Source organism: Streptomyces sp. NPDC086554 (genome assembly GCF_040686095.1).
Lineage (GTDB): Bacteria > Actinomycetota > Actinomycetes > Streptomycetales > Streptomycetaceae > Streptomyces.
In genome coordinates this window covers 298,387-317,509 of sequence record NZ_JBFBJK010000001.1, presented here as the reverse complement: position 1 = coordinate 317,509, position 19,123 = coordinate 298,387, and the positions used below count along the sequence as shown (strand labels likewise).

The window sequence follows — 19,123 nt, the reverse complement described above, 5'->3', positions numbered from 1 at the left end:
CACCATGGGTACCTTGCGCCCCGCAGCGGGTCAAGGGTGTAGACCACTTCCGCCGCCCGCCGATGGAAGAATCGTCGCATGGCGGAAATCATCCAGCGCGACGGGACCTGGACCTTCGACGGAGAGACACTGCGCCTTGTGCCGGGACGCGACAAGAACGTGTCTCTGCTGCGCAAGTCGCTGGGGGAACTGGCCGTCCCCTTGGCCGCGTTGGCGGGTATCGCCTTCGAGCAGGGCAAGAAGTCGGGCCGGTTGAGGCTGCGCCTGCGGGACGGCGCGGACCCGCTCCTGCTGGCCACCGGCGGCAAGCTCTCGGACTCGGCGGACCCCTATCAGCTGACGGTGGAGCCGGACCGGTACGGGGTCGCGGAGTACGTCGTGGACGAGGTGCGCAACGCACTCCTTCTCGAACAGGTGCCGGCCGCGTCCTGCGAGAGCTATCTGCTGCCGGGGCCCTCCGTGCCGCTGTCGGTCTCCGCGGGGGACGGCACCGCAAGCTTCGACGGTGAGCACATCCGCCTGGAGTGGAACTGGAAGACGGAGGAGGCGAAGTCGGCCTCGGGCACGCGGTCGCTGGCGCTCGCGGATGTGGCCGCGGTGGAGTGGCAGCCCGCGGTCGGCCTGGAGAACGGATACCTCCGCTTCACCGTGCGGCACTCCCCCACCAAGGCTCCGCCGAAGTACGACCCGAACTCGGTCGAGCTGTGGGGCTTCAAGAAGGACCCGCTGATGGCGCTGGTCGCCGCGGCCGTCCAGGTGCGTCTGCCGCATCCCTCCGGGCCCGCCCCGGGCGAGGTTCAGGCCGCGCCCGCGTTGGCGGCGGCCCCGCCGGCGGGGCCCCCGGAACCGTCCGGGGACGATCATGACGCGCTGCTGCGGCGGCTCCGCGAGCTGGGGGAGCTTCATCAGTCCGGGATACTCACGGACGACGAGTTCTCCCTCGCCAAGCAGGCCGTCCTGAAGCGGATGTAAGCCGTCTGTAAGCCCTCGGGGCCGGATTTCGCCACGCCCCTGCCCGGAATCGGGCAGGATTGTTGCGTACGGAGGGGTATTCCTCCAGGATCAACGAATGCACGACGACCTGGTGGACCACCTGACCCGCAGCACCCCGCTCCAGCGGGGCGAAGCCCTGCGGGTCATCCAGGACGTGCTCGCCTACTTCGACGAGACGACCGAAGAGTTCGTCCGTCGCCGCCACCGCGAACTGCAAGGCCAGGGCCTGCTGAACGCGGCGATCTTCGAGCAGATCTCGGCGGATCTCGAATACCGCGCGGTCGCGCCGCCCGAGCTCAGCCTCAGACAGCTGCGCCGCATGATCTACGGCTAGAGCCCAGCAGAGATCACAAACCAAAAATCCCTCTTACGGCTAGGACACCCTCTATGTGCGGAATCGTCGGTTATATCGGCAAGCGTGACGTGGCCCCGCTCCTCCTCGAAGGCCTGCAGCGCCTGGAGTACCGCGGCTACGACTCCGCCGGCGTCGTCATCACGGGCCCCAAGGCCACCGGCCTGAAGATGGTCAAGGCCAAGGGCCGCGTCCGCGACCTGGAGGCCAAGGTCCCCGCCCGCTTCAAGGGCACGACCGGCATCGCCCACACCCGCTGGGCCACCCACGGCGCCCCGTCCGACGAGAACGCCCACCCGCACATGTCGGGCGACAACAAGGTCGCCGTCGTACACAACGGCATCATCGACAACGCCTCCGAGCTGCGCGCCAAGCTCACCGCCGACGGCGTCGACTTCCTCTCCGAGACGGACACCGAGGTCCTCACCCACCTCATCGCCCGCGCCCAGGCGGACAAGCTGGAGGACAAGGTCCGCGAGGCCCTGCGCCACGTCGAGGGCACGTACGGCATCGCCGTCCTGCACGCCGACTTCAACGACCGCATCGTCGTCGCCCGCAACGGCTCCCCCGTCGTCCTCGGCATCGGCGAGAAGGAGATGTTCGTCGCCTCGGACGTCGCCGCGCTCGTCTCGCACACCCGCCAGGTCGTCACCCTCGACGACGGCGAGATGGCCACCATCAAGGCCGACGACTACCGCACGTACACCACCGAGGGCTCGCGCACGACGGCCTCGCCGACCACCGTGGAGTGGGAGGCCGAGTCGTACGACATGGGCGGCCACGACACGTACATGCACAAGGAGATCTTCGAGCAGCCCGACGCGGTGGACCGCGTTCTGCGCGGCCGCATCGACGACCGCTTCTCCACCGTGCACCTCGGCGGCCTGAACCTGGACGCGCACGACGCCCGCAAGGTACGCCGCGTCAAGATCCTCGGCTGCGGCACCTCGTACCACGCGGGCATGATCGGCGCCCAGATGATCGAGGAGCTGGCCCGCATCCCCGCCGACGCCGAGCCGGCGTCCGAGTTCCGCTACCGCAACGCGGTCGTGGACCCCGACACCCTCTACATCGCGGTCTCCCAGTCCGGTGAGACGTACGACGTGCTCGCCGCCGTCCAGGAGCTGAAGCGCAAGGGCGCCCGCGTCCTCGGCGTCGTGAACGTCGTCGGCTCGGCGATCGCCCGTGAGGCGGACGCGGGCGTGTACGTCCACGCGGGCCCCGAGGTCTGCGTCGTCTCGACCAAGTGCTTCACCAACACCACGGTCGCCTTCGGCCTGCTCGCCCTGCACCTGGGCCGCATCCGCGACCTGTCGGTCTCCGACGGCAAGCGGATCATCGACGGCCTGCGCAAGCTGCCCGGACAGATCTCGGAGATCCTCAAGCAGGAGGACGAGATCAAGAAGATCGCGAAGGGCTACGCGGACGCCCGCTCGATGCTCTTCATCGGACGCGTACGCGGCTACCCCGTCGCCCGCGAGGCCTCCCTCAAGCTCAAGGAGGTCTCATACATCCACGCCGAGGCCTACCCGGCCTCCGAGCTCAAGCACGGCCCGCTCGCGCTCATCGAGCCCGCGCTCCCCACGGTCGCGATCGTCCCGAACGACGACCTCCTGGAGAAGAACCGCGCCGCCCTCGAGGAGATCAAGGCCCGCAGCGGCAAGATCCTCGCGGTCGCGCACCAGGAGCAGGAGAAGGCCGACCAGACGATCGTCGTCCCGAAGAACGAGGACGAGCTGGACCCGATCCTGATGGGCATCCCGCTCCAACTCCTCGCCTACCACACGGCGTTGGCGCTGGGCAGGGACATCGACAAGCCGCGAAACCTGGCGAAGTCGGTGACGGTGGAATAGTCCGGGCCCCGTAGGGGCGCGGGGAACTGCGCGACAAGCCCCCACAGCCCCGCACGGAACAGACAAGCGGAACGGGCCCTCTGCGTGCCACCAAGCGCAGAGGGCCCGTTCCCAGAGGGCCAGGGGCGCCCATTCCCCCGACCCGCGCCTGCATCAGCCGGTAGCCGTCACTCCACGGCCTGCAGGACGCCCCGGGAGAGCCGTGGGCCAGTTGGCGAGGGCCGCCGTCGCGCCGTACCAGGCGAGCAGGCCGCCGACCACGGCGAACCAGCCGCCCGCCTTCGCGAGCCCCGCGCTGTCACCGAACAGCGCCACGGCGATCAGGACGAGGGACACGAAGAGCAGTCCGTACGTCCCCCGCGCGAGCGCCGCGCCACCGGGTGCCCCCAGGGTCAGGCTGAGCGTGACGAGCGCGAAGAGCAGCAGGAAGAGGCCCGCGGCGTTGGCGGAGGCCTCGACGTCCGCCGTGATGCCCCAGGTGAACCAGAGTGCGCCGAGCGCGGTGAAGGCCGTACCGGTGAACGCGTCGCTGTCGCGGAACGCGAACAGACCGGCGACGAACAGCGCGACGCCGCCCACGAACGTCGCGAGGACGGCGGCGTCCGGCGCCGTCACCCCGTCGATCACTTCGGTGTGACCGATTCCGAAGGCCAACAGCGTGAGCCCCAGGGCGAGATGGCCGAGAGTCGAAGTGGTGCTTCCCGCAGAGACGTCTTTGTCCACGGCGGGCTCCCTTCAGGTGCGGTGTGCAGTTGTTGTGCCCCCTGTACGTACCCTTCACAAGGGAACAAACCACCTCTACGCACGAGTAGATTTATCTACAAGGGAGCGAAACAGGAAGGAAGTTGACGCCGCGACACCCGCATCTCACCTGGGACAACGGGACGTTACGGAATGACAACGACAGGCCGTTGCGCGCGGCGCGCGAGCCGGCCCGCGACCGAACCGAAGATGCGCCCCACGATCCCGTGCGTCGATCCGACGACGATGGCGTCCGCGGAGTACTCGCGGCCCACCTCTTCGAGTTCATGACAGATGTCGCCGCCCCGCTCGACGAGGATCCAGGGCACTTCGGCCAGATAGTCCGCACAGGCAAGCTCGAGCCCGAGCACTTCCGTGCGGTGGTCCGGCACATCGACGAAGACCGGCGGCTCACAACCCGCCCACACCGTGGTGGGCAGCCGGTTGGCGACGTGCACGATGATCAGGCCGGAGCCGGAGCGATGGGCCATCCCGATCGCGTACGAGAGCGCGCGCTCACTGGAGGTCGAGCCGTCGAAACCGACGACGACCCCGTGCCGGAAGGCTGGATCGCAGGAGTGACGTGGTTCTTCCGCCGCCTGGGGGGTCGCTGTCGGATCGGCGACCTGCCGCTTGCGGTCCGCGGGTTCGGAGAATTCGTGACCGGCCATGGGTGTCTCGGCGAAGGAGTCCTCTGTGGGAGGGTCGGCTTTGTTCGGGTCGTACGGCGCAGTATGGAGCTGTGTCCGGGAATCATCTTCCCAACCCCATACCCCTAAGGGTACGGCGACACTCCTCTCCTGCCCAGGTCCTGTCCAAGGCTGGGGACAGGCCCTGCGGGAGCCTCACGGCGTTCACCGGAGCATGCATGAGCGGCGCCCGTATGGCAATGGTTGCTGCCTCGTACAGGCGGTTTGGGCACCCTCCCGCGTGGCTGCCGTCAGCCACTGGGTTCACGCCAGTGACCGGCCGCGCGACCACGCGTTGAACCTCGGAACGCCACCGCCACAGGGAGCACGCCGTGCCACGACCGCCGACCGCGTCCGCACCCGTCGCACAGAGCCGCCGTCGCCCGCCCGAGGGGGCGCGCGAACGCCGGCGGGGCGGCGTCCCGGCGCCGCGCGCCGAGGAGACGCAGGCCACGCCGGCGCAGGACTCGGCGAGCGATGTCGTCCGCTGGGCCGCGTTCAGCTGCGTGCTGGTGCCCGTCGTCCTTGTCGGGTACGGGACGTCGCTGGCCGGGGCGGCCGGGTCGGCCGTCGGACTCGCCGCCGTGACGGGGGTCTGCCGGGTGCTCCTGCGGCAGTCCGAGCGGGGGGCGGCGCGACTGATCGCCGAGCAGGGATGTGCCCACCGGGGGCGGCACGGGCGCACGGGCGCGGGGGCGCACAGGGGCGGTCGGCATGCTGGTGGGTCCACGCCGGGGGACTGACCGATTCGCGCACACGCACCCGTAGCTTTTCAGCCAACTTCCCGCGGGCGCGCATTCCTTGGCCGAACGGGTACTCAACCCCGGTCCCACCAGGGCTGAAAGGTGTGAAAAAGGCGCTGGCACCCTACGGGGACCGGCCACGGAGCCGAGGCGCACTTCCCTGCAACGCCCGTGAGTGCAACGCTTCGTGATCGAATGCTTCACGCCAAGTTGCCATGTCGACATAGTGCCGGGTCCTTAACTGGTCACCCCGGCACCACGGGACGCAGTAGATTCGATCATGACTGTATTACGGCGGGGGACTGGTGGAGGACCGAGGGGAAACGTGCAGGAGCGACAGGTCCGACAAGAGCGCCGAGAACACAGAACACGCAGAGCGCGCCAAGAACAGGGAGCCGCGACGACCGAGGGGGGCTTAGCGCCATGAGCCACGACTCCACTGCCGTGCAAGAAGCCGCGGCTCGGAAACTCTCCGGGCGGCGCCGCCGGGAGATCGTCGCGGTGCTGTTGTTCAGCGGGGGCCCCATCTTCGAGAGCTCGATACCGCTCTCCGTGTTCGGCATCGACCGGCAGGACGCCGGGGTCCCGCGGTATCGGCTGCTGGTCTGCGCCGGTGAAGAGGGACCGCTGCGCACGACCGGCGGTCTCGAACTCACCGCACCGCACGGCCTGGAAGCGATCGGGCGGGCGGGCACCGTCGTCGTACCGGCCTGGCGGTCGATCACATCGCCGCCGCCGCCGGAAGCGCTCGACGCGCTGCGCCGCGCGCACGAAGAGGGCGCGCGCATCGTGGGCCTGTGCACCGGTGCGTTCGTGCTCGCCGCGGCCGGCCTGCTCGACGGCCGTCCGGCGACCACGCACTGGATGTACGCGCCGACGCTGGCCAAGCGATATCCGTCCGTCCATGTGGACCCGCGTGAACTCTTCGTCGACGACGGAGACGTTCTGACCAGCGCGGGGACCGCGGCCGGCATCGATCTGTGCCTGCACATCGTGCGCACCGACCATGGCAACGAGGCGGCGGGCGCGCTCGCCCGCAGGCTCGTCGTGCCACCGCGCAGGGCGGGCGGACAGGAGCGTTACCTCGACCGGTCGCTGCCCGAGGAGATCGGTGCGGATCCGCTGGCCGAGGTCGTCGCCTGGGCGCTGGAGCATTTACACGAGCAGTTCGACGTGGAGACGCTGGCCGCGCGCGCGTACATGAGCAGGCGCACCTTCGACCGCAGGTTCCGCTCGCTCACCGGGAGCGCTCCCCTGCAGTGGCTGATCACTCAGCGCGTACTGCAGGCGCAGCGGCTGCTCGAGACCTCCGACTACTCCGTCGACGAGGTCGCGGGCCGCTGCGGCTTCCGCTCGCCGGTGGCGCTGCGGGGTCACTTCCGCCGCCAGCTGGGCTCGTCGCCCGCTGCCTACCGGGCCGCCTACCGCGCCCGCAGGCCGCAGGGTGAGCGGTCCCTGGAGGCTGCCGCGGCCGCGGCGACCGCGCAGGCGGTGCCCGCCGCTGTCGTCGAGAGCGGTCCCGTACCGCCGCAGACACGGCGTACGGCGGCGGCGAGCGCCCTGGGACCGACGGCTTCGCTGTCGGCGGATCCGGGAAAGCCGAGCTCAGATGTGTACGCGCCAGGCCGTCCGCCTCTGCCCGGGCAGAGGAGCGCGCCGTAGGGTAAGACGCATGAACGATCGCATGGTGTGGATCGACTGCGAGATGACCGGGCTCTCGCTGACGGATGACGCACTTATTGAGGTGGCCGCACTGGTCACCGACTCGGAACTGAACGTGCTCGGCGAAGGTGTGGACATCGTGATCCGCCCGCCGGACGCGGCGCTGGAGACCATGCCCGAGGTGGTGCGCAAAATGCACACCGCCTCGGGGCTCCTCGACGAGCTGGCCGGCGGCACGACGCTGGCCGACGCCGAGGAGCAGGTCCTGGCGTACGTACGTGAGCACGTAAAGGAGCCGCGCAAGGCTCCGCTCTGCGGAAACTCGGTCGGTACCGACCGGGGCTTCCTTCTCCGCGACATGCAGACACTGGAGGAGTTCCTCCACTACCGCATCGTCGACGTCTCCTCGATCAAGGAACTCGCCCGGCGGTGGTACCCCCGGGCGTACTTCAACAGCCCGGACAAGAACGGCAACCACCGGGCACTCGCCGACATCCGCGAGTCCATCGCCGAGCTGCGCTACTACCGCGAGGCGATCTTCGTGCCCCAGCCCGGCCCGGACTCGGACACCGCGAAGACGATCGCGGCGAAGCACGTCCTGCCCGCGGAGTAGCGTCCGCGGAAGCCCTGTGTACGGGGTCCGCGCCGCATCTCGTACAGGGTCCGCAAAACGCGTGCGCGAGCACCCCTTCGGACCCTGTACACTTTTTCTCGGCCGGTCGGAAGAACGACAAAAGACCGGACATGGTGGGTGTAGCTCAGTTGGTAGAGCACCTGGTTGTGGTCCAGGTGGCCGCGGGTTCAAGTCCCGTCACTCACCCTGATTGATCAAGGCCCGATCCGCGAAAGCGGGTCGGGCCTTCTTCATGTCCTGATCTCTGGGAACAGAACGGGAACCGAGACGGCTATCCCTCCGCCGCCTTCGCGTACTCCTGTGCCATGCCTCCCGCGAAGTCGTACACGACGGCCGGTTCCTCACCCACGACCCATGCGTCGTGCCCGGGCGGGACCACGAAGACATCGCCCGGTCCGACTTCGGCCTCGCCTCCGTCGTCCATGCGGACGTGCATCCGCCCTTGCACGACATAGCCGTTGTGGTGGATCTCGCAGCTCTTGGTCCCCGCGATCGGCGCCACGGACTCGGACCAGCGCCAGCCGGGCTCAAAAGTACCCACGGCGAAGTCCAGCCCTGTGAGATGGACGGCTTCGAGGTGACCGCGGGGGAAATCACGCCGCTCGTCCGGCTTCTCGACCGCCTTGACCTCGATCATGACGACTGCCTCCATTCGGGACGTGCCCACACTCCCCCTTCATTCCATGGTCTGCCTGTCAACCGGGGGACGCCACTTGGGGGACCGCTGTGGGGTGGTGACGCCTTCACGTGATCATCGTTGTCAGTCCATGAAGAAGATCACTGCGATCGCTGTGCTCAGCGTCGCCGCCCTGGCCCTTGCCTCCCCCGCCCACGCCGACAACGGCGACAACTTCGGCAGAGGCGTGAACCCCGCGAACATCTGGAACCTCACCGCCGCTGCCGTCTGCTTGCAGGAGGTGGGCATCGTGCCGGTCCTGGGCAACCGGGTGGGCGACCACGCCAACAACTGCTTCAGCGGCAACGTGATCGACCAAGCGGGGAAGGCCCTGGCGCCCCTCCGCTGAACTCCCCTCCATCTGCCCCGCACCCGATCAGGTGCGGGGCTTCGTCACTTCGGGAGGGGCCGTCTAGTCGCCGTCGCCGCCGGACGACGACCGGCTCGAACTCCCGCTCTTCCCGGCGCCACCGACGGCCAGCGCCAGGATTCCGAGCAACACCACATTGACCATGGTCCCCATCCCCGTATTCGTATGCGTACGTATTCGTAAAGGCCTCAGGACGAGGCGCGTGGCACCAGTTCCGTGGGCAGGACGATCTGCGGGCGGTCCAAGCGGCGGGAGGCCGCGGGGCGGCGGTCGGATATCTCCGTGAGGAGTACGTCCGTCATCGTGCGGCCCATCTCCGCGATCGGCTGGCGCACGCTCGTCAGGGGCGGGTCCATATGGCGGGCGATCGCCGAATCGTCGAAGCCGACCAGGGCCACGTCCTCCGGTATGCGGCGGCCCGCGGTGCGCAGGATCTGCCGGGCGCCCGCCGCCATCACGTCGGATCCTGCGAAGACCGCGTCCAGGTCCGGCCTGCGGTCGAGCAGTTCGGCCATCGCGCGGCGGCCGCCCTCCTCGGTGAAGTCGGCGGGGGCGATCAGGTCCTCGTCGGGCGGCATGCCCGCCTCCGTCAGGGCGTCGCGGTAGCCGTCGAGGCGGCGCTGGGCGCCGTAGACGTCGAGGCGTCCTGTGATCGTCGCGATGGTGCGGCGGCCTCGGGAGAGCAGGTGCTGCACCGCCTCGCGGGCGCCGGCGAAGTTGTCGGAGTCGACCGAGGCGAGCGTCTCGTCGGCGGACCTGCGTCCGCTGATCACGGCCGGGATCTCCAGCTGTTCCAGGAGGTCGGGCAGCGGGTCGTCGGCGTGGACCGAGACCAGGAGTACGCCGTCCACGCGGTGCGCGGCCAAGTACTGGGCCAGGCGTCTGCGCTCCCGGTCGCCGCCCGCGAAGGTCAGCAGGAGCTGCATCTCCGTGTCGGCGAGGGCCGCGCCCACGCCGTGGATGATGTCGGAGAAGTACGGCTCGGCGAAGAAACGCGACTCCGGCTCGGGGACGACCACCGCGATCGAGTCCGTGCGGTTGGCGGCCAGCGCGCGGGCCGCCGTGTTCGGTACGTAGCCGAGCTCGGCCACCGCCTCCTCGACGGCGACGCGGGTGTGCTCGCTGACCCGCGGCGAGCCGTTGATCACGCGGGACACGGTGCCGCGGCCTACACCGGCACGCGCGGCCACCTCTTCGAGTGTCGGACGTCCCCCGCTGCGGCTCCTGGGCTGACGACTCCCCATCAATGCCTCCCCACCTCGCGCAATCTAACAGCCGGCCATGGTTGCAGGTCGCACACATCTACGACTTCCGCCACGGAAGGACCAACTCCCGCTGTCTGGTGCCTTGACACCCCCGGGCCGAGCCGCGACTCTTCAAGACATCACACATGGGAGCGCTCCCACCGTACCTGGCTCTTACACGACCCGCACGTACCCTGCCCCGATTCACACTCCACGCACCGCAGTTGACCAAGGGCGGCCGGCACGTCGGAGCACGAGGAGGACGCAATGCGCTTTTCACCTCGCACGTCCCGCAAGGCGGTGGTCCTCGCGGCCGTCGCCGCACTGGGCGCCGGCCTCCTTGCCGGCTGCGCCGAGGACAAGGAGGAGCCCGGCGGCTCCTCGGGCGGAGGCGGCGGAGGCGGCGAGGGCAAGACCACGCTGACCGTCGGAGTGTTCGGGGCTTTCGGTCTGGAGGAGGCCGGGCTCTACAAGGAGTACGAGAAACTCCACCCGGATATCAAGATCAAGCAGAACTCCGTGCAGCGCAACGAGAACTACTGGCCCGCGCTGCTCACCCATCTCAGCAGCGGCAGCGGCCTCTCCGACATCCAGGCCGTCGAGGTCGGCAACATCGCCGAACTGACCGGGACCCACTCCGACAAGCTGATGGACCTCGGCAAGGTCGCCGGAGTGGACGAGGACGACTTCCTCGACTGGAAGTGGCAGCAGGGCACCACCGACGACGGCAAGACGATCGGCCTCGGCACCGACGTCGGACCGACCGGCATCTGCTACCGCAAGGACCTCTTCGAGAAGGCCGGTCTTCCCAGCGACCGCGAGGAAGTGGCCAAGCTGTGGGCGGGTGACTGGAACAAGTACCTCGACGTCGGCAAGCGGTACCAGAAGAAGGCACCCAAGGGCACCTCCTTCGTGGACGGCGCGACCGGCGTGATGGCCGCCGTGCACGCCTCCGGCAAGGAGAAGTTCTACGACAAGGACGGGGAGCTGATCTACAAGGACAGCGCCACGGTGAAGGAGGGCTGGGACATCGCAGCCCAGTTCGCCGAGGCAGGACTGACCAGCAAGCTCCAGCAGTTCCAGCCCAGTTGGGACCAGGCGATCTCCAACGGCGCCTTCGCCACCATCACTTGCCCGCCCTGGATGCTCGGCTACATCAAGGACAAGGCCGGCGACAAGGGCGAGGACAAGTGGGACGTCGCCGCATCGCCCAAGCCCGGCAACTGGGGCGGCTCCTTCCTCGCCGTACCCGAAGCGGGCAAGAACAAGGAGGAGGCGGCCAAGCTCGCGGCCTGGCTGACCGAGCCCAAGCAGCTCGCCAAGCTCTTCGACGAGCGGGCCAGCTTCCCCAGCGCCGACGCCGCGTACGCCCTGCCCGAGGTGAAGGACGCCAAGAACCCCTACTTCGACAACGCGCCCGTGGGCCAGATCTTCTCCAAGGCCGCCGAGGGCGTGCCGGTCCAGCCCATCGGCCCCAAGGACGGGATCATCTCCCAGTACCTGGCCGACACCGGGATGCTCGGCATCGACCAGAAGGGAACCGCCCCCGACAAGGCCTGGGACAAAGCCGTGAAGACGATCGACAACGCACTGGACCAGTGAGCCGGAATGACCAGTGACGCACACGCCGCCGCGCCCTCCGAGCGGGAGGAGGGCGCGGCCCCCCGCGCACGGGCCGTCGCCCTGACCGATCCCGCCGACGAGCGCCGCAGGGAACGGAAGAGGGAACGCCGCAGCCGCCGCTACCGCTGGGACGTCAAATGGAGTCCCTACGCGCTGATCGCGCCGTTCTTCCTCTTCTTCATCGCCTTCGGGCTCTTCCCGCTGCTCTATACGGGGTGGGCCTCGCTGCACCGCGTGGAGCTGGGGACGCCCACCGACATGGAATGGGTGGGGCTGCGCAACTTCTCGCGCCTCATCGATGACGAGTTCTTCTGGAACGCGCTGCGCAACACCTTCACCATCGGCCTCATCTCGACCGTGCCGCAGCTCCTGATGGCACTGGGCCTCGCCCACCTCCTCAACTACCGCCTGCGCGGCTCGATGTTCTTCCGCGTCGCGATCCTCACCCCGTACGCCACATCGGTGGCCGCCGCGACGCTGGTCTTCGTCCTGATGTTCAGCCGCACCGACCACGGCATGATCAACTGGGCACTCGGGCTCGCGGGGATCGACGCGGTCGACTGGCAGAACGGCGACTGGACGGCGCAGTTGGCGGTCTCCTCCATCGTGATCTGGCGCTGGACCGGCTACAACGCGCTGATCTATCTCGCCGCGATGCAGGCCATCCCGAACGATCTGTACGAGTCGGCCGCGCTGGACGGCGCGAGCCGCTGGCAGCAGTTCCTGCACGTCACGATCCCTTCGCTGCGGCCGACGATCCTGTTCACCTGTGTCGTCTCGACGATCGGGGCGACCCAACTCTTCGGTGAGCCGCTGTTGTTCAGTCAGGGCGCGAGCCCCACCGGCGGCTCCGACCACCAGTTCCAGACCCTTGGCCTCTATCTCTACGAGCAGGGCTGGTTCAACCAGCACCTGGGACGTTCGTCGGCCATCGCCTGGACGATGTTCCTGATTCTTGTGCTGATCGGTCTCGTCAACTGGGTCATCAGCCGCCGGATCCGCAAGAGCGCGTGAGGGGATGACGTGACGACCACTCTGTCGAGAAGCGCGAAGAAGCGGGGCGCCGGCCGCCATCTGCACGGCGGCAAGCTGACGTACGCCGTGCTCATCGTCTTCACCATCGGCTCGCTCTTCCCCCTGGTGTGGACCGCGATCGCCGCATCGCGCAACAACACCCGGCTCGCCGAGACTCCCCCTCCCTTCTGGTTCGGCGGCAATCTCTTCAAGAATCTGGAGATCGCCTGGACCGACGCCAATATGGGCACGGCCCTGCTCAACACCCTGGTGGTGGCCGGCACCATCACCATCGGCACGGTGCTCTTCGCGACCCTCGCGGGCTTCGCCTTCGCCAAGCTCCGCTTCCGGTTCCGCAACACTCTGCTGCTCCTGGTGATCGGCACGATGATGGTGCCGCCCCAGCTCAGCGTCGTCCCCCTCTTCATGGTCGTGGCGGATCTCGGCTGGACCGACCAGCTGCAGTCCGTCATCCTGCCCACCCTGGTCAGCGCCTTCGGCGTGTTCTTCATGCGGCAGTACCTCAAGGAGGCGCTGCCCACCGAACTCATCGAGGCCGCACGGGTGGACGGGGCGAGCAGTCTGCGGGTGATCTGGCACGTGGTCTTCCCGGCCGCGCGCCCCGCGATGGCGGTCCTGGGCATGCTGACGTTCGTCATGGCCTGGAACGACTTCTTCTGGCCGATCATCGCCCTGACCCAGGAGGGCCAGCCGACCGTGCAGGTGGCCCTCGCCGGTCTGGGCCGGGGGCAGATCCCCGACCAGTCCGTGATCATGGCGGGCGCACTCCTTGGCACGCTGCCGCTCCTGATCGCCTTCGTGCTGTTCGGCAAGCAGATCGTGGGCGGGATCATGCAGGGTGCCGTCAAGGGCTGACCATCTGCGGGCGCCGACCACCCCTCCCTGCCAGTTCTCCCTTCAACTCTCCTTTCAACTCCCCCTTTCCGTACGAACCTTGGGAGCGCTCCTATGGCACGTGAGAACCTGCGCTTTCCGCCCGGCTTTCTGTGGGGCGCCGCGACCGCCGCGTATCAGATCGAGGGGGCCGCGCGGGACGACGGCCGCACCCCTTCCATCTGGGACACCTTCAGCCATACGCCGGGCAAGGTGCTCGGCGGGGACACCGGGGACGTCGCCGTCGACCACTACCACCGGTGGCGCGACGACGTACGGCTGATGGCGGGCCTGGGCCTGACCTCGTACCGCTTCTCGGTCTCCTGGCCGCGGGTGCAGCCCACCGGGCGCGGGCCCGCCGTCCAGCGAGGACTCGACTTCTATCGCCGACTCGTCGACGAACTGCTCGCCCACGGAATCCAGCCGATGGTGACCCTCTACCACTGGGACCTCCCGCAGGAGCTGGAGGACGCCTTCCCCAGCGGCTCCGCGGCGGGCGGCGGCTGGCCCGAGCGCGACACCGCGTACCGCTTCGCCGAGTACGCCGGGATCGTGGGCGAGGCGCTCGGTGACCGCGTGGAGATGTGGTCGACGCTCAACGAGCCCTGGTGCAGCGCCTTTCTCGGCTATGGCTCGGGGGTGCACGCCCCGGGCCGCACCGACCCCGTGGCCGCCCTGCGCGCGGCTCACCATCTCAACCTCGCGCACGGTCTCGGCGCCCAGGCGCTGCGCGAGCAACTGCCGGCCCGCGCCCGTATCGGCGTCAGTCTCAACCCGAGCGCGGTGCGCCCTCTCACCGCCTCGGCCGGCGATCTCGACGCGCGGCGCCGGATCGACGCGCTGGCCAACCGCGTCTTCACCGGGCCCATGCTCCGCGGAACGTACGACGACGATCTGATCGCCGACACCGCACGCCTCACCGACTGGTCCTTCGTCCAGGACGACGATCTGCGCATCACCCGGCACCCCCTCGACTTTCTCGGCATCAACTACTACGCGCCCGCCGTCGTCTCGGCCGCCACCGAAGACGCCGCCGCCGGACCGCGCAAGGACGGCCACGGGGCCAGCGAGCACTCCCCCTGGCCGGGCGCCGACGAGCATGTCTCCTTCCACCGGGCGCCCGGTGAGCTCACCGCGATGGACTGGCCGGTGGATCCGACCGGCCTCACGGACCTTCTACTTGAGTACACCGCTCAGGCTCCCGAGGTTCCGCTTTACGTGACGGAAAACGGCGCCGCGTACGACGACAAGCCCGGCGAGGACGGCCAGGTCCACGACCCCGACCGCGTCCGCTATCTGCACTCCCACATCGCAGCCGTGCACCACGCGATCCTCGCGGGCGCGGACGTACGCGGCTACTTCCTCTGGTCGCTCCTTGACAACTTTGAATGGGCGTACGGCTACAGCAAGCGTTTCGGCGCGGTCCATGTCGACTACGAGACGCAGGCCCGCACCCCGAAGTCGAGCGCCCACTGGTACGCGAAGGTCGCCGCGAGCGGCGAGCTGCCACGGGAGTACGTCGCCGACTGACCGCACCCAGAAGGGCGCCTCGACCGGGTGGGGGGATGCCGGTCGAGGCGCCTGGGGGGTGGTTGCTCAGGTGTGGACTCTGCGGGCTTTCCTCGCTACTTGTTGTACGCGCCGAACGCCTTCGTGAAGGCGAGCGGCTCCTGCTCGATCGATGAACAGGTCGGCTGCGCACCGTTGTTGGCGCCGCCCTCGCACGCCTTGTCGCGGGTCGACGACCACATGGCGAGCCAGCCGATGCCCTTCTCCTCGGCGAACTTCACCAGCTGTGTGGCGTCCTCCACCTTGAAGATCTCGGTGGTGACGTCGTTGACGCCGATCATCGGGGTGACCGCGACCGCCTTCCAGGCCTCCTCATCGGACAGCCCGAGTGCGCCCTTGATCTGCTTCTGCGTGGCGGTGGCGGCGTCAATGGCGTACTGGCCCATGTCACCGCTGTAGGACGGCCCGTAGTCCATCGCCATGATGTTGACGGCGGACACCTGCACGCCGTTCTTCTTGGCGTCGGCGACGAGGTCGACGCCCGGCTGGGTCAGCCCCTCGGGCATCACCGGCAGCGTGAACGAGACGTCCAGGCCCTCGTGTTCCTTCTGCAGCTGCGCGATGGCCTGCGCGCGTCGGGTGTTGGCGGCGGTGTCGGGCAGGGCAGCGCCCTCGATGTCGAAGTCGACCTTCGTCAGCTTGTACTTGTCGATGACCTTGCCGTACGCCTTGGCCAGTGCGTCGGCGGTATCGCACTTGAGGCCGAGCTCGGATCCCGCGGCTCCGCCGAAGGAGACCCGTACATCACCGCCCTTGTCGCGCAGGGCTCCGATCTGCGATGCGACCTTGTCGTCGTCGAGGCCGGTGGTGCCGCCCCACAGGGGCTCGCAGCCGCCGCCGGAGGTGATGAAGGCGAGGTTGAACTCCTTCACGCCGGTCTTGGTCGCCGTGTCGACGAGGTCGTACGCGGGGGCGAGTGAAGTGTCCACGAACGGGGCGAAGTTCGCCTGGGCGGCTGCCTTGGCGGGGGTCTGCTCCACCGGGGCCTTGGTCGCCTGGGCCGTTGCGGAGAAGGCGAAGGCGGCGCCGCCGACGAGGGCTGCTGCCGCGAGGCCGCCTATGACCTTTGCCTTGGTGCTTACCGTGCGCCGGTGCGTGGTGCTCATCGCTTGCCTGCCTTAGGGGTGCGGGGGGTGGGTGCGTGCAGCACGTTAGCCCCGCGGGGGCGCGGCATTTTGGGCATAGCGGGCGGGGGGCTGGATCTTAGGGTGGGCTTAAGGGAGCGATCGGGGGTGGTTAATTGTTCGCTGCCCGGTGCGGGTCGTGGGTGGATTTCCGCGCTCCGCGCGGGGTTTCCCCAGCCACCCGCCCATTACCCGGAGAGGTTTCATGCCACGTAGGGGCCTTACCCCGCAGTCGCTCGCCTTCGGCGGCGTACCGTGCCCCTGTGGCCCCTTGCCCCGGTCACCGGGCGTCGGCCGTCCAGTTGGATCCAGATACGGATCTCCGTGCCGCCCAGGACCGACCGCCCGATACGGACATCCCCACCCGTGGACTCCGCCAACTGCCGCACAATGTCAAGACCCAGGCCAGTGGACCCATCGGCACCCGATCCCGCGCCCCGCGCCAACGCGGCCTCAGGATCGGCGATCCCCGCCCCCGCGTCCGAGACCAGGACGATCACCGCGTCCTCGCCGCTGTGCACGTCCACCGCGAACGCCGCGCCCTCCCGCGTGTGCCGGAAGACGTTGCCCAGCAACGCGTCGAGCGCGGCGACCAGTTCGGGGCGTGCCACCGGTATCCACACCGGCAGGTCCACCCCCGCCACCCGCACCTCGCGCCCCTCGTCCTCCGCGAGCGCCGACCAGAAGGCCATCCGCTCCTGGATCACCTCGGAGGCGTCGCAGCCCGCGCCGGGGCCGACCGTGGCGGTCTGCGGCTTCGCGTCGCGGGCGGTGCGGATGATCGTGTCGACCTCGCGCTCCAGCTTCTCCACCGCCATGCGGGTCTGTTCCGCCACCGGGCCGTCCCCCAGCGAGGCCGCGTTGAGCCGAAGGACCGTCAGTGGAGTACGCAGGCGGTGCGAGAGGTCGGCCGCCAACTCGCGCTCGTTCGCCAGGAGTTGGACCACCTGGTCGGCCATGGAGTTGAACGCCACTGCGGCCAGGCGCAGTTCGGTCGGGCCCTCCTCCACGACTCTCGCCCCCAGCTTCCCCTCGCCGAGGTCGTGCGCGGCGCCCACCAGACGCTTGGCGGGCTGGACCATGCGTACGCCGAGCCGGTCCGCGACCGCCACGGACCCGATGATCAGCGCGATGCCGACGCCCGCGAGCACCAGCCACGCCGTGGTCACGCCGTTGCTGACCGCGCCCTCGGGCACGAAGATCTCGACGACCGCGATCTTGCCGGAGCTGAGCGCCGTCGGCTGGAGCAGCGCGAAGCCGCCGTCGACCGTGGTCGTCCGCGCCCGGCCCTCCTTGCGCGTGGTCTCCACCGCCGCCGCGTCCGCGCGCCCGTCGCCGATCTCCAGGGCGGGTGCCTTGTCGACGGCCGGTACGTAGACGGCCATCCGGCCCTCGCCGCCCGCCTCGGACGTGGCGACGGCCCGCATCAGCTGATCGCGGTCGGTGGTGATGGAGAGCGTGGGGCCCATGCCCGCGGCGTGCCGCTCGGCGTTCGAGAAGGCCCGGTCCCGCGCCATCTCCTGGATGACGAGCCCGAGCGGTACCGCGAAGGCGACCACGACCATCGTCGTGACGGCCAGGCACACCTTGACCAGGGCCCATCTCACAGCGGTGACTCCGTCAGCGGCGGCTCCAGCTTGACGCCGACACCCCGCAGCGTGTGCAGATAGCGCGGCCGCGCCGCCGTCTCGCCCAACTTCCGCCGCAGCCAGGACAGATGGACGTCGATGGTCTGGTCGTCGCCGTAACTCTGCTGCCACACCTCGGCGAGCAGCTCCTTGCGCGGTACGACGACTCCGGGCCGCCCGGCGAGGAAGGCGAGCAGATCGAACTCGCGCCGGGTCAGGTCCAGCCGCGTCCCGTCGAGCTCGGCCTGGCGCCGCAGCGGATCGATGGCGAGCCCGCCCACCCGTATCTCCCGGCCGGCGGGCGCCTCGCCCGCCGTGGTGCGCGCGCGGCGGAGGACGGCGGCCATCCGGGCCGACAGGTGCTCGACGGAGAACGGCTTGGTCAGATAGTCGTCGGCGCCGTCGTTCAGGAGCCGTACGATCTCGGTCTCGTCGTCCCGCGCGGTCGCGATGATCACGGGTACGTCGGTGATCCCGCGCAGCATCTTCAATGCCTCGGAACCGTCCAGATCGGGCAGACCGAGGTCAAGAATCACCACGTCAAAGCGGAAATGGGCGACCTCGCGCAGCGCCTCGAGGGCCGTGCCGACGCTGCGCACGGTGTGCGATGCCTCGGTCAGATGCCGGATGAGGGCGGAGCGTACGAACTGGTCATCCTCGACGACGAGCACACTTGCCATGGGCGGCACCGTACGCCATACGGACGACACCGGTCCTCCTGGGACACCTGTGCGGTGCGTGGTGCAGTATGGCTGGCGATGCGCAGAGGACTCGTACACGCAATGGCTTGGTCGCTCGCCACCGGCGCCGCGGTCACGCTGTCCTGGTGGGGTGTCCACACGGTGATGGCGGGCACGGCGTACGACCCGCCGCGCGCCGTCCCGCTCTCCGCAGGCGGCGGCGACGCCGATCCGCTGTCCTCCTCGACGCACCGCCCCGATCCGACGCCGACCACCGGCGCCACGCAGTCCTCGAAGCCGCCGAAGCCGTCGACGTCGCAGAAACCGTCCAAGTCCCCCGAGAAGGATCCGCCGAAGCCCCCGCCGAGCGGTTCCTCCACCCCCGCCGCCACGGCGGGCAACGTGAAGAGCTACTCGACCGACGGCGGCCGGGTCGTCTTCGACCTCGGCAAGGACTCGGCGACGCTGGTCTCGGCGACTCCGGCGGCGGGCTGGTCGGTCCAGGTGTGGAAGCAGTCGACCTGGATCAGGGTGGAGTTCACATCGGGCGCCGACAAGGTCTCAGTGTTCTGTACGTGGCACGACCACGCCCCGGCGGTCGAGATCAACGAGTACTGACCCGCACGGGACGGCT

At 69.1% G+C, this 19,123-nt stretch carries 18 protein-coding genes, 1 tRNA gene and 1 pseudogene; 13 read left to right on the top strand and 7 right to left on the bottom strand.

Annotation, left to right across the window (positions count from 1 at the left end):
- The first annotated feature begins 78 nt into the window (after positions 1–78).
- From AB0O76_RS01425 to glmS, 3 genes are all read left to right on the top strand, one after another.
- Positions 79–972 carry a DUF4429 domain-containing protein gene (locus tag AB0O76_RS01425; RefSeq protein WP_365483760.1) on the top strand — a complete coding sequence of 298 codons (894 nt, stop codon included), beginning with the start codon at positions 79–81 and terminating at the stop codon, positions 970–972.
- 97 nt (positions 973–1,069) lie between these two features.
- Positions 1,070–1,327 carry a hypothetical protein gene (locus tag AB0O76_RS01420; RefSeq protein WP_266866703.1) on the top strand — a complete coding sequence of 86 codons (258 nt, stop codon included), beginning with the start codon at positions 1,070–1,072 and terminating at the stop codon, positions 1,325–1,327.
- 53 nt (positions 1,328–1,380) lie between these two features.
- Positions 1,381–3,198 (top strand): glutamine--fructose-6-phosphate transaminase (isomerizing), encoded by a 1,818-nt coding sequence (glmS, locus tag AB0O76_RS01415; RefSeq protein WP_365483757.1) that lies wholly within the window; start codon positions 1,381–1,383, stop codon positions 3,196–3,198.
- A 153-nt stretch (positions 3,199–3,351) separates the two neighbouring features.
- On the opposite strand, the gene AB0O76_RS01410 is transcribed toward glmS, so the two are convergent.
- On the bottom strand, positions 3,352–3,921 hold the full coding sequence (locus AB0O76_RS01410; RefSeq protein ID WP_365483754.1) for a GPR1/FUN34/YaaH family transporter: 570 nt from the start codon (positions 3,919–3,921) through the stop codon (positions 3,352–3,354).
- 164 nt (positions 3,922–4,085) lie between these two features.
- Positions 4,086–4,610, bottom strand: a complete 525-nt coding sequence (locus AB0O76_RS01405) for a universal stress protein (protein ID WP_135333169.1) — start codon at positions 4,608–4,610, stop codon at positions 4,086–4,088.
- Positions 4,611–5,134: 524 nt separating this feature from the next.
- On the opposite strand from AB0O76_RS01405, the gene AB0O76_RS01400 reads away from it, so the two are divergent.
- The 4 genes from AB0O76_RS01400 to AB0O76_RS01385 all read left to right on the top strand — a co-directional run bounded on the left by AB0O76_RS01400 (position 5,135) and on the right by AB0O76_RS01385 (position 7,853).
- Entirely contained in the window at positions 5,135–5,371 is a 237-nt protein-coding gene (locus AB0O76_RS01400) for a hypothetical protein (protein WP_365484420.1), read from the top strand.
- A gap of 423 nt (positions 5,372–5,794) precedes the next feature.
- A complete protein-coding gene (locus AB0O76_RS01395; RefSeq protein ID WP_365483751.1) occupies positions 5,795–7,033 on the top strand; it encodes a helix-turn-helix domain-containing protein in 1,239 nt (412 codons plus the stop codon).
- 10 nt (positions 7,034–7,043) lie between these two features.
- Positions 7,044–7,646 carry an oligoribonuclease gene (orn, locus tag AB0O76_RS01390; RefSeq protein WP_360765869.1) on the top strand — a complete coding sequence of 201 codons (603 nt, stop codon included), beginning with the start codon at positions 7,044–7,046 and terminating at the stop codon, positions 7,644–7,646.
- A 134-nt stretch (positions 7,647–7,780) separates the two neighbouring features.
- Positions 7,781–7,853: transfer RNA gene (locus AB0O76_RS01385), tRNA-His, on the top strand.
- A gap of 85 nt (positions 7,854–7,938) precedes the next feature.
- Here the strand turns inward: AB0O76_RS01385 and AB0O76_RS01380 are convergent.
- Positions 7,939–8,304: a cupin domain-containing protein gene (locus tag AB0O76_RS01380; RefSeq protein WP_365483747.1), complete on the bottom strand. Its 366-nt coding sequence runs from the start codon at positions 8,302–8,304 to the stop codon at positions 7,939–7,941.
- Positions 8,305–8,434: 130 nt separating this feature from the next.
- On the opposite strand from AB0O76_RS01380, the gene AB0O76_RS01375 reads away from it, so the two are divergent.
- Positions 8,435–8,692, top strand: a complete 258-nt coding sequence (locus tag AB0O76_RS01375; protein WP_365483744.1) for a hypothetical protein — start codon at positions 8,435–8,437, stop codon at positions 8,690–8,692.
- 209 nt (positions 8,693–8,901) lie between these two features.
- On the opposite strand, the gene AB0O76_RS01370 is transcribed toward AB0O76_RS01375, so the two are convergent.
- Positions 8,902–9,957, bottom strand: a complete 1,056-nt coding sequence (locus AB0O76_RS01370; RefSeq protein WP_365483741.1) for a LacI family DNA-binding transcriptional regulator — start codon at positions 9,955–9,957, stop codon at positions 8,902–8,904.
- Positions 9,958–10,224: 267 nt separating this feature from the next.
- On the opposite strand from AB0O76_RS01370, the gene AB0O76_RS01365 reads away from it, so the two are divergent.
- The 4 genes from AB0O76_RS01365 to AB0O76_RS01350 all read left to right on the top strand — a co-directional run bounded on the left by AB0O76_RS01365 (position 10,225) and on the right by AB0O76_RS01350 (position 15,018).
- Positions 10,225–11,559, top strand: a complete 1,335-nt coding sequence (locus tag AB0O76_RS01365; protein WP_365483738.1) for an ABC transporter substrate-binding protein — start codon at positions 10,225–10,227, stop codon at positions 11,557–11,559.
- Positions 11,560–11,565: 6 nt separating this feature from the next.
- On the top strand, positions 11,566–12,594 hold the full coding sequence (locus AB0O76_RS01360) for a sugar ABC transporter permease (RefSeq protein ID WP_365483735.1): 1,029 nt from the start codon (positions 11,566–11,568) through the stop codon (positions 12,592–12,594).
- A 9-nt stretch (positions 12,595–12,603) separates the two neighbouring features.
- Positions 12,604–13,470 (top strand): carbohydrate ABC transporter permease, encoded by an 867-nt coding sequence (locus tag AB0O76_RS01355; protein ID WP_365483732.1) that lies wholly within the window; start codon positions 12,604–12,606, stop codon positions 13,468–13,470.
- A gap of 93 nt (positions 13,471–13,563) precedes the next feature.
- The gene (locus AB0O76_RS01350; protein ID WP_365483729.1) at positions 13,564–15,018 is read left to right on the top strand and encodes a GH1 family beta-glucosidase; all 1,455 of its coding nucleotides are present in this window, start codon (positions 13,564–13,566) and stop codon (positions 15,016–15,018) included.
- Positions 15,019–15,113: 95 nt separating this feature from the next.
- On the opposite strand, the pseudogene AB0O76_RS01345 reads toward AB0O76_RS01350, so the two are convergent.
- The 3 genes and pseudogenes from AB0O76_RS01345 to AB0O76_RS01335 form a co-directional block, all read right to left on the bottom strand.
- A pseudogene (locus AB0O76_RS01345) lies at positions 15,114–16,013 on the bottom strand (chitinase); the annotation flags it as partial.
- Between the two features lie 389 nt (positions 16,014–16,402).
- Complete coding sequence (locus tag AB0O76_RS01340; RefSeq protein ID WP_365483726.1) at positions 16,403–17,788, bottom strand: HAMP domain-containing sensor histidine kinase; 1,386 nt, start codon at positions 17,786–17,788, stop codon at positions 16,403–16,405.
- Positions 17,785–18,489 (bottom strand): response regulator transcription factor, encoded by a 705-nt coding sequence (locus tag AB0O76_RS01335; RefSeq protein ID WP_365483723.1) that lies wholly within the window; start codon positions 18,487–18,489, stop codon positions 17,785–17,787. Before AB0O76_RS01335 ends, AB0O76_RS01340 begins: the two co-directional genes overlap by 4 nt.
- Before the next feature lie 78 nt (positions 18,490–18,567).
- On the opposite strand from AB0O76_RS01335, the gene AB0O76_RS01330 reads away from it, so the two are divergent.
- Positions 18,568–19,107: a hypothetical protein gene (locus tag AB0O76_RS01330; RefSeq protein WP_365483720.1), complete on the top strand. Its 540-nt coding sequence runs from the start codon at positions 18,568–18,570 to the stop codon at positions 19,105–19,107.
- Positions 19,108–19,123 lie beyond the last annotated feature (16 nt).

Coding starts and splice junctions, on each gene's coding strand:
- AB0O76_RS01350 (WP_365483729.1), top strand. CDS start 13,564: ATGGCACGTGAGAACCTGCGCTTTCCGCCCGGCTTTCTGTGGGGCGCC.
- AB0O76_RS01370 (WP_365483741.1), bottom strand. CDS start 9,957: ATGGGGAGTCGTCAGCCCAGGAGCCGCAGCGGGGGACGTCCGACACTC.
- AB0O76_RS01375 (WP_365483744.1), top strand. CDS start 8,435: ATGAAGAAGATCACTGCGATCGCTGTGCTCAGCGTCGCCGCCCTGGCC.
- glmS (WP_365483757.1), top strand. CDS start 1,381: ATGTGCGGAATCGTCGGTTATATCGGCAAGCGTGACGTGGCCCCGCTC.
- AB0O76_RS01380 (WP_365483747.1), bottom strand. CDS start 8,304: ATGATCGAGGTCAAGGCGGTCGAGAAGCCGGACGAGCGGCGTGATTTC.
- AB0O76_RS01425 (WP_365483760.1), top strand. CDS start 79: ATGGCGGAAATCATCCAGCGCGACGGGACCTGGACCTTCGACGGAGAG.
- AB0O76_RS01395 (WP_365483751.1), top strand. CDS start 5,795: ATGAGCCACGACTCCACTGCCGTGCAAGAAGCCGCGGCTCGGAAACTC.
- AB0O76_RS01330 (WP_365483720.1), top strand. CDS start 18,568: ATGCGCAGAGGACTCGTACACGCAATGGCTTGGTCGCTCGCCACCGGC.
- AB0O76_RS01360 (WP_365483735.1), top strand. CDS start 11,566: ATGACCAGTGACGCACACGCCGCCGCGCCCTCCGAGCGGGAGGAGGGC.
- AB0O76_RS01405 (WP_135333169.1), bottom strand. CDS start 4,610: ATGGCCGGTCACGAATTCTCCGAACCCGCGGACCGCAAGCGGCAGGTC.
- AB0O76_RS01335 (WP_365483723.1), bottom strand. CDS start 18,489: ATGGCAAGTGTGCTCGTCGTCGAGGATGACCAGTTCGTACGCTCCGCC.
- orn (WP_360765869.1), top strand. CDS start 7,044: ATGAACGATCGCATGGTGTGGATCGACTGCGAGATGACCGGGCTCTCG.
- AB0O76_RS01420 (WP_266866703.1), top strand. CDS start 1,070: ATGCACGACGACCTGGTGGACCACCTGACCCGCAGCACCCCGCTCCAG.
- AB0O76_RS01365 (WP_365483738.1), top strand. CDS start 10,225: ATGCGCTTTTCACCTCGCACGTCCCGCAAGGCGGTGGTCCTCGCGGCC.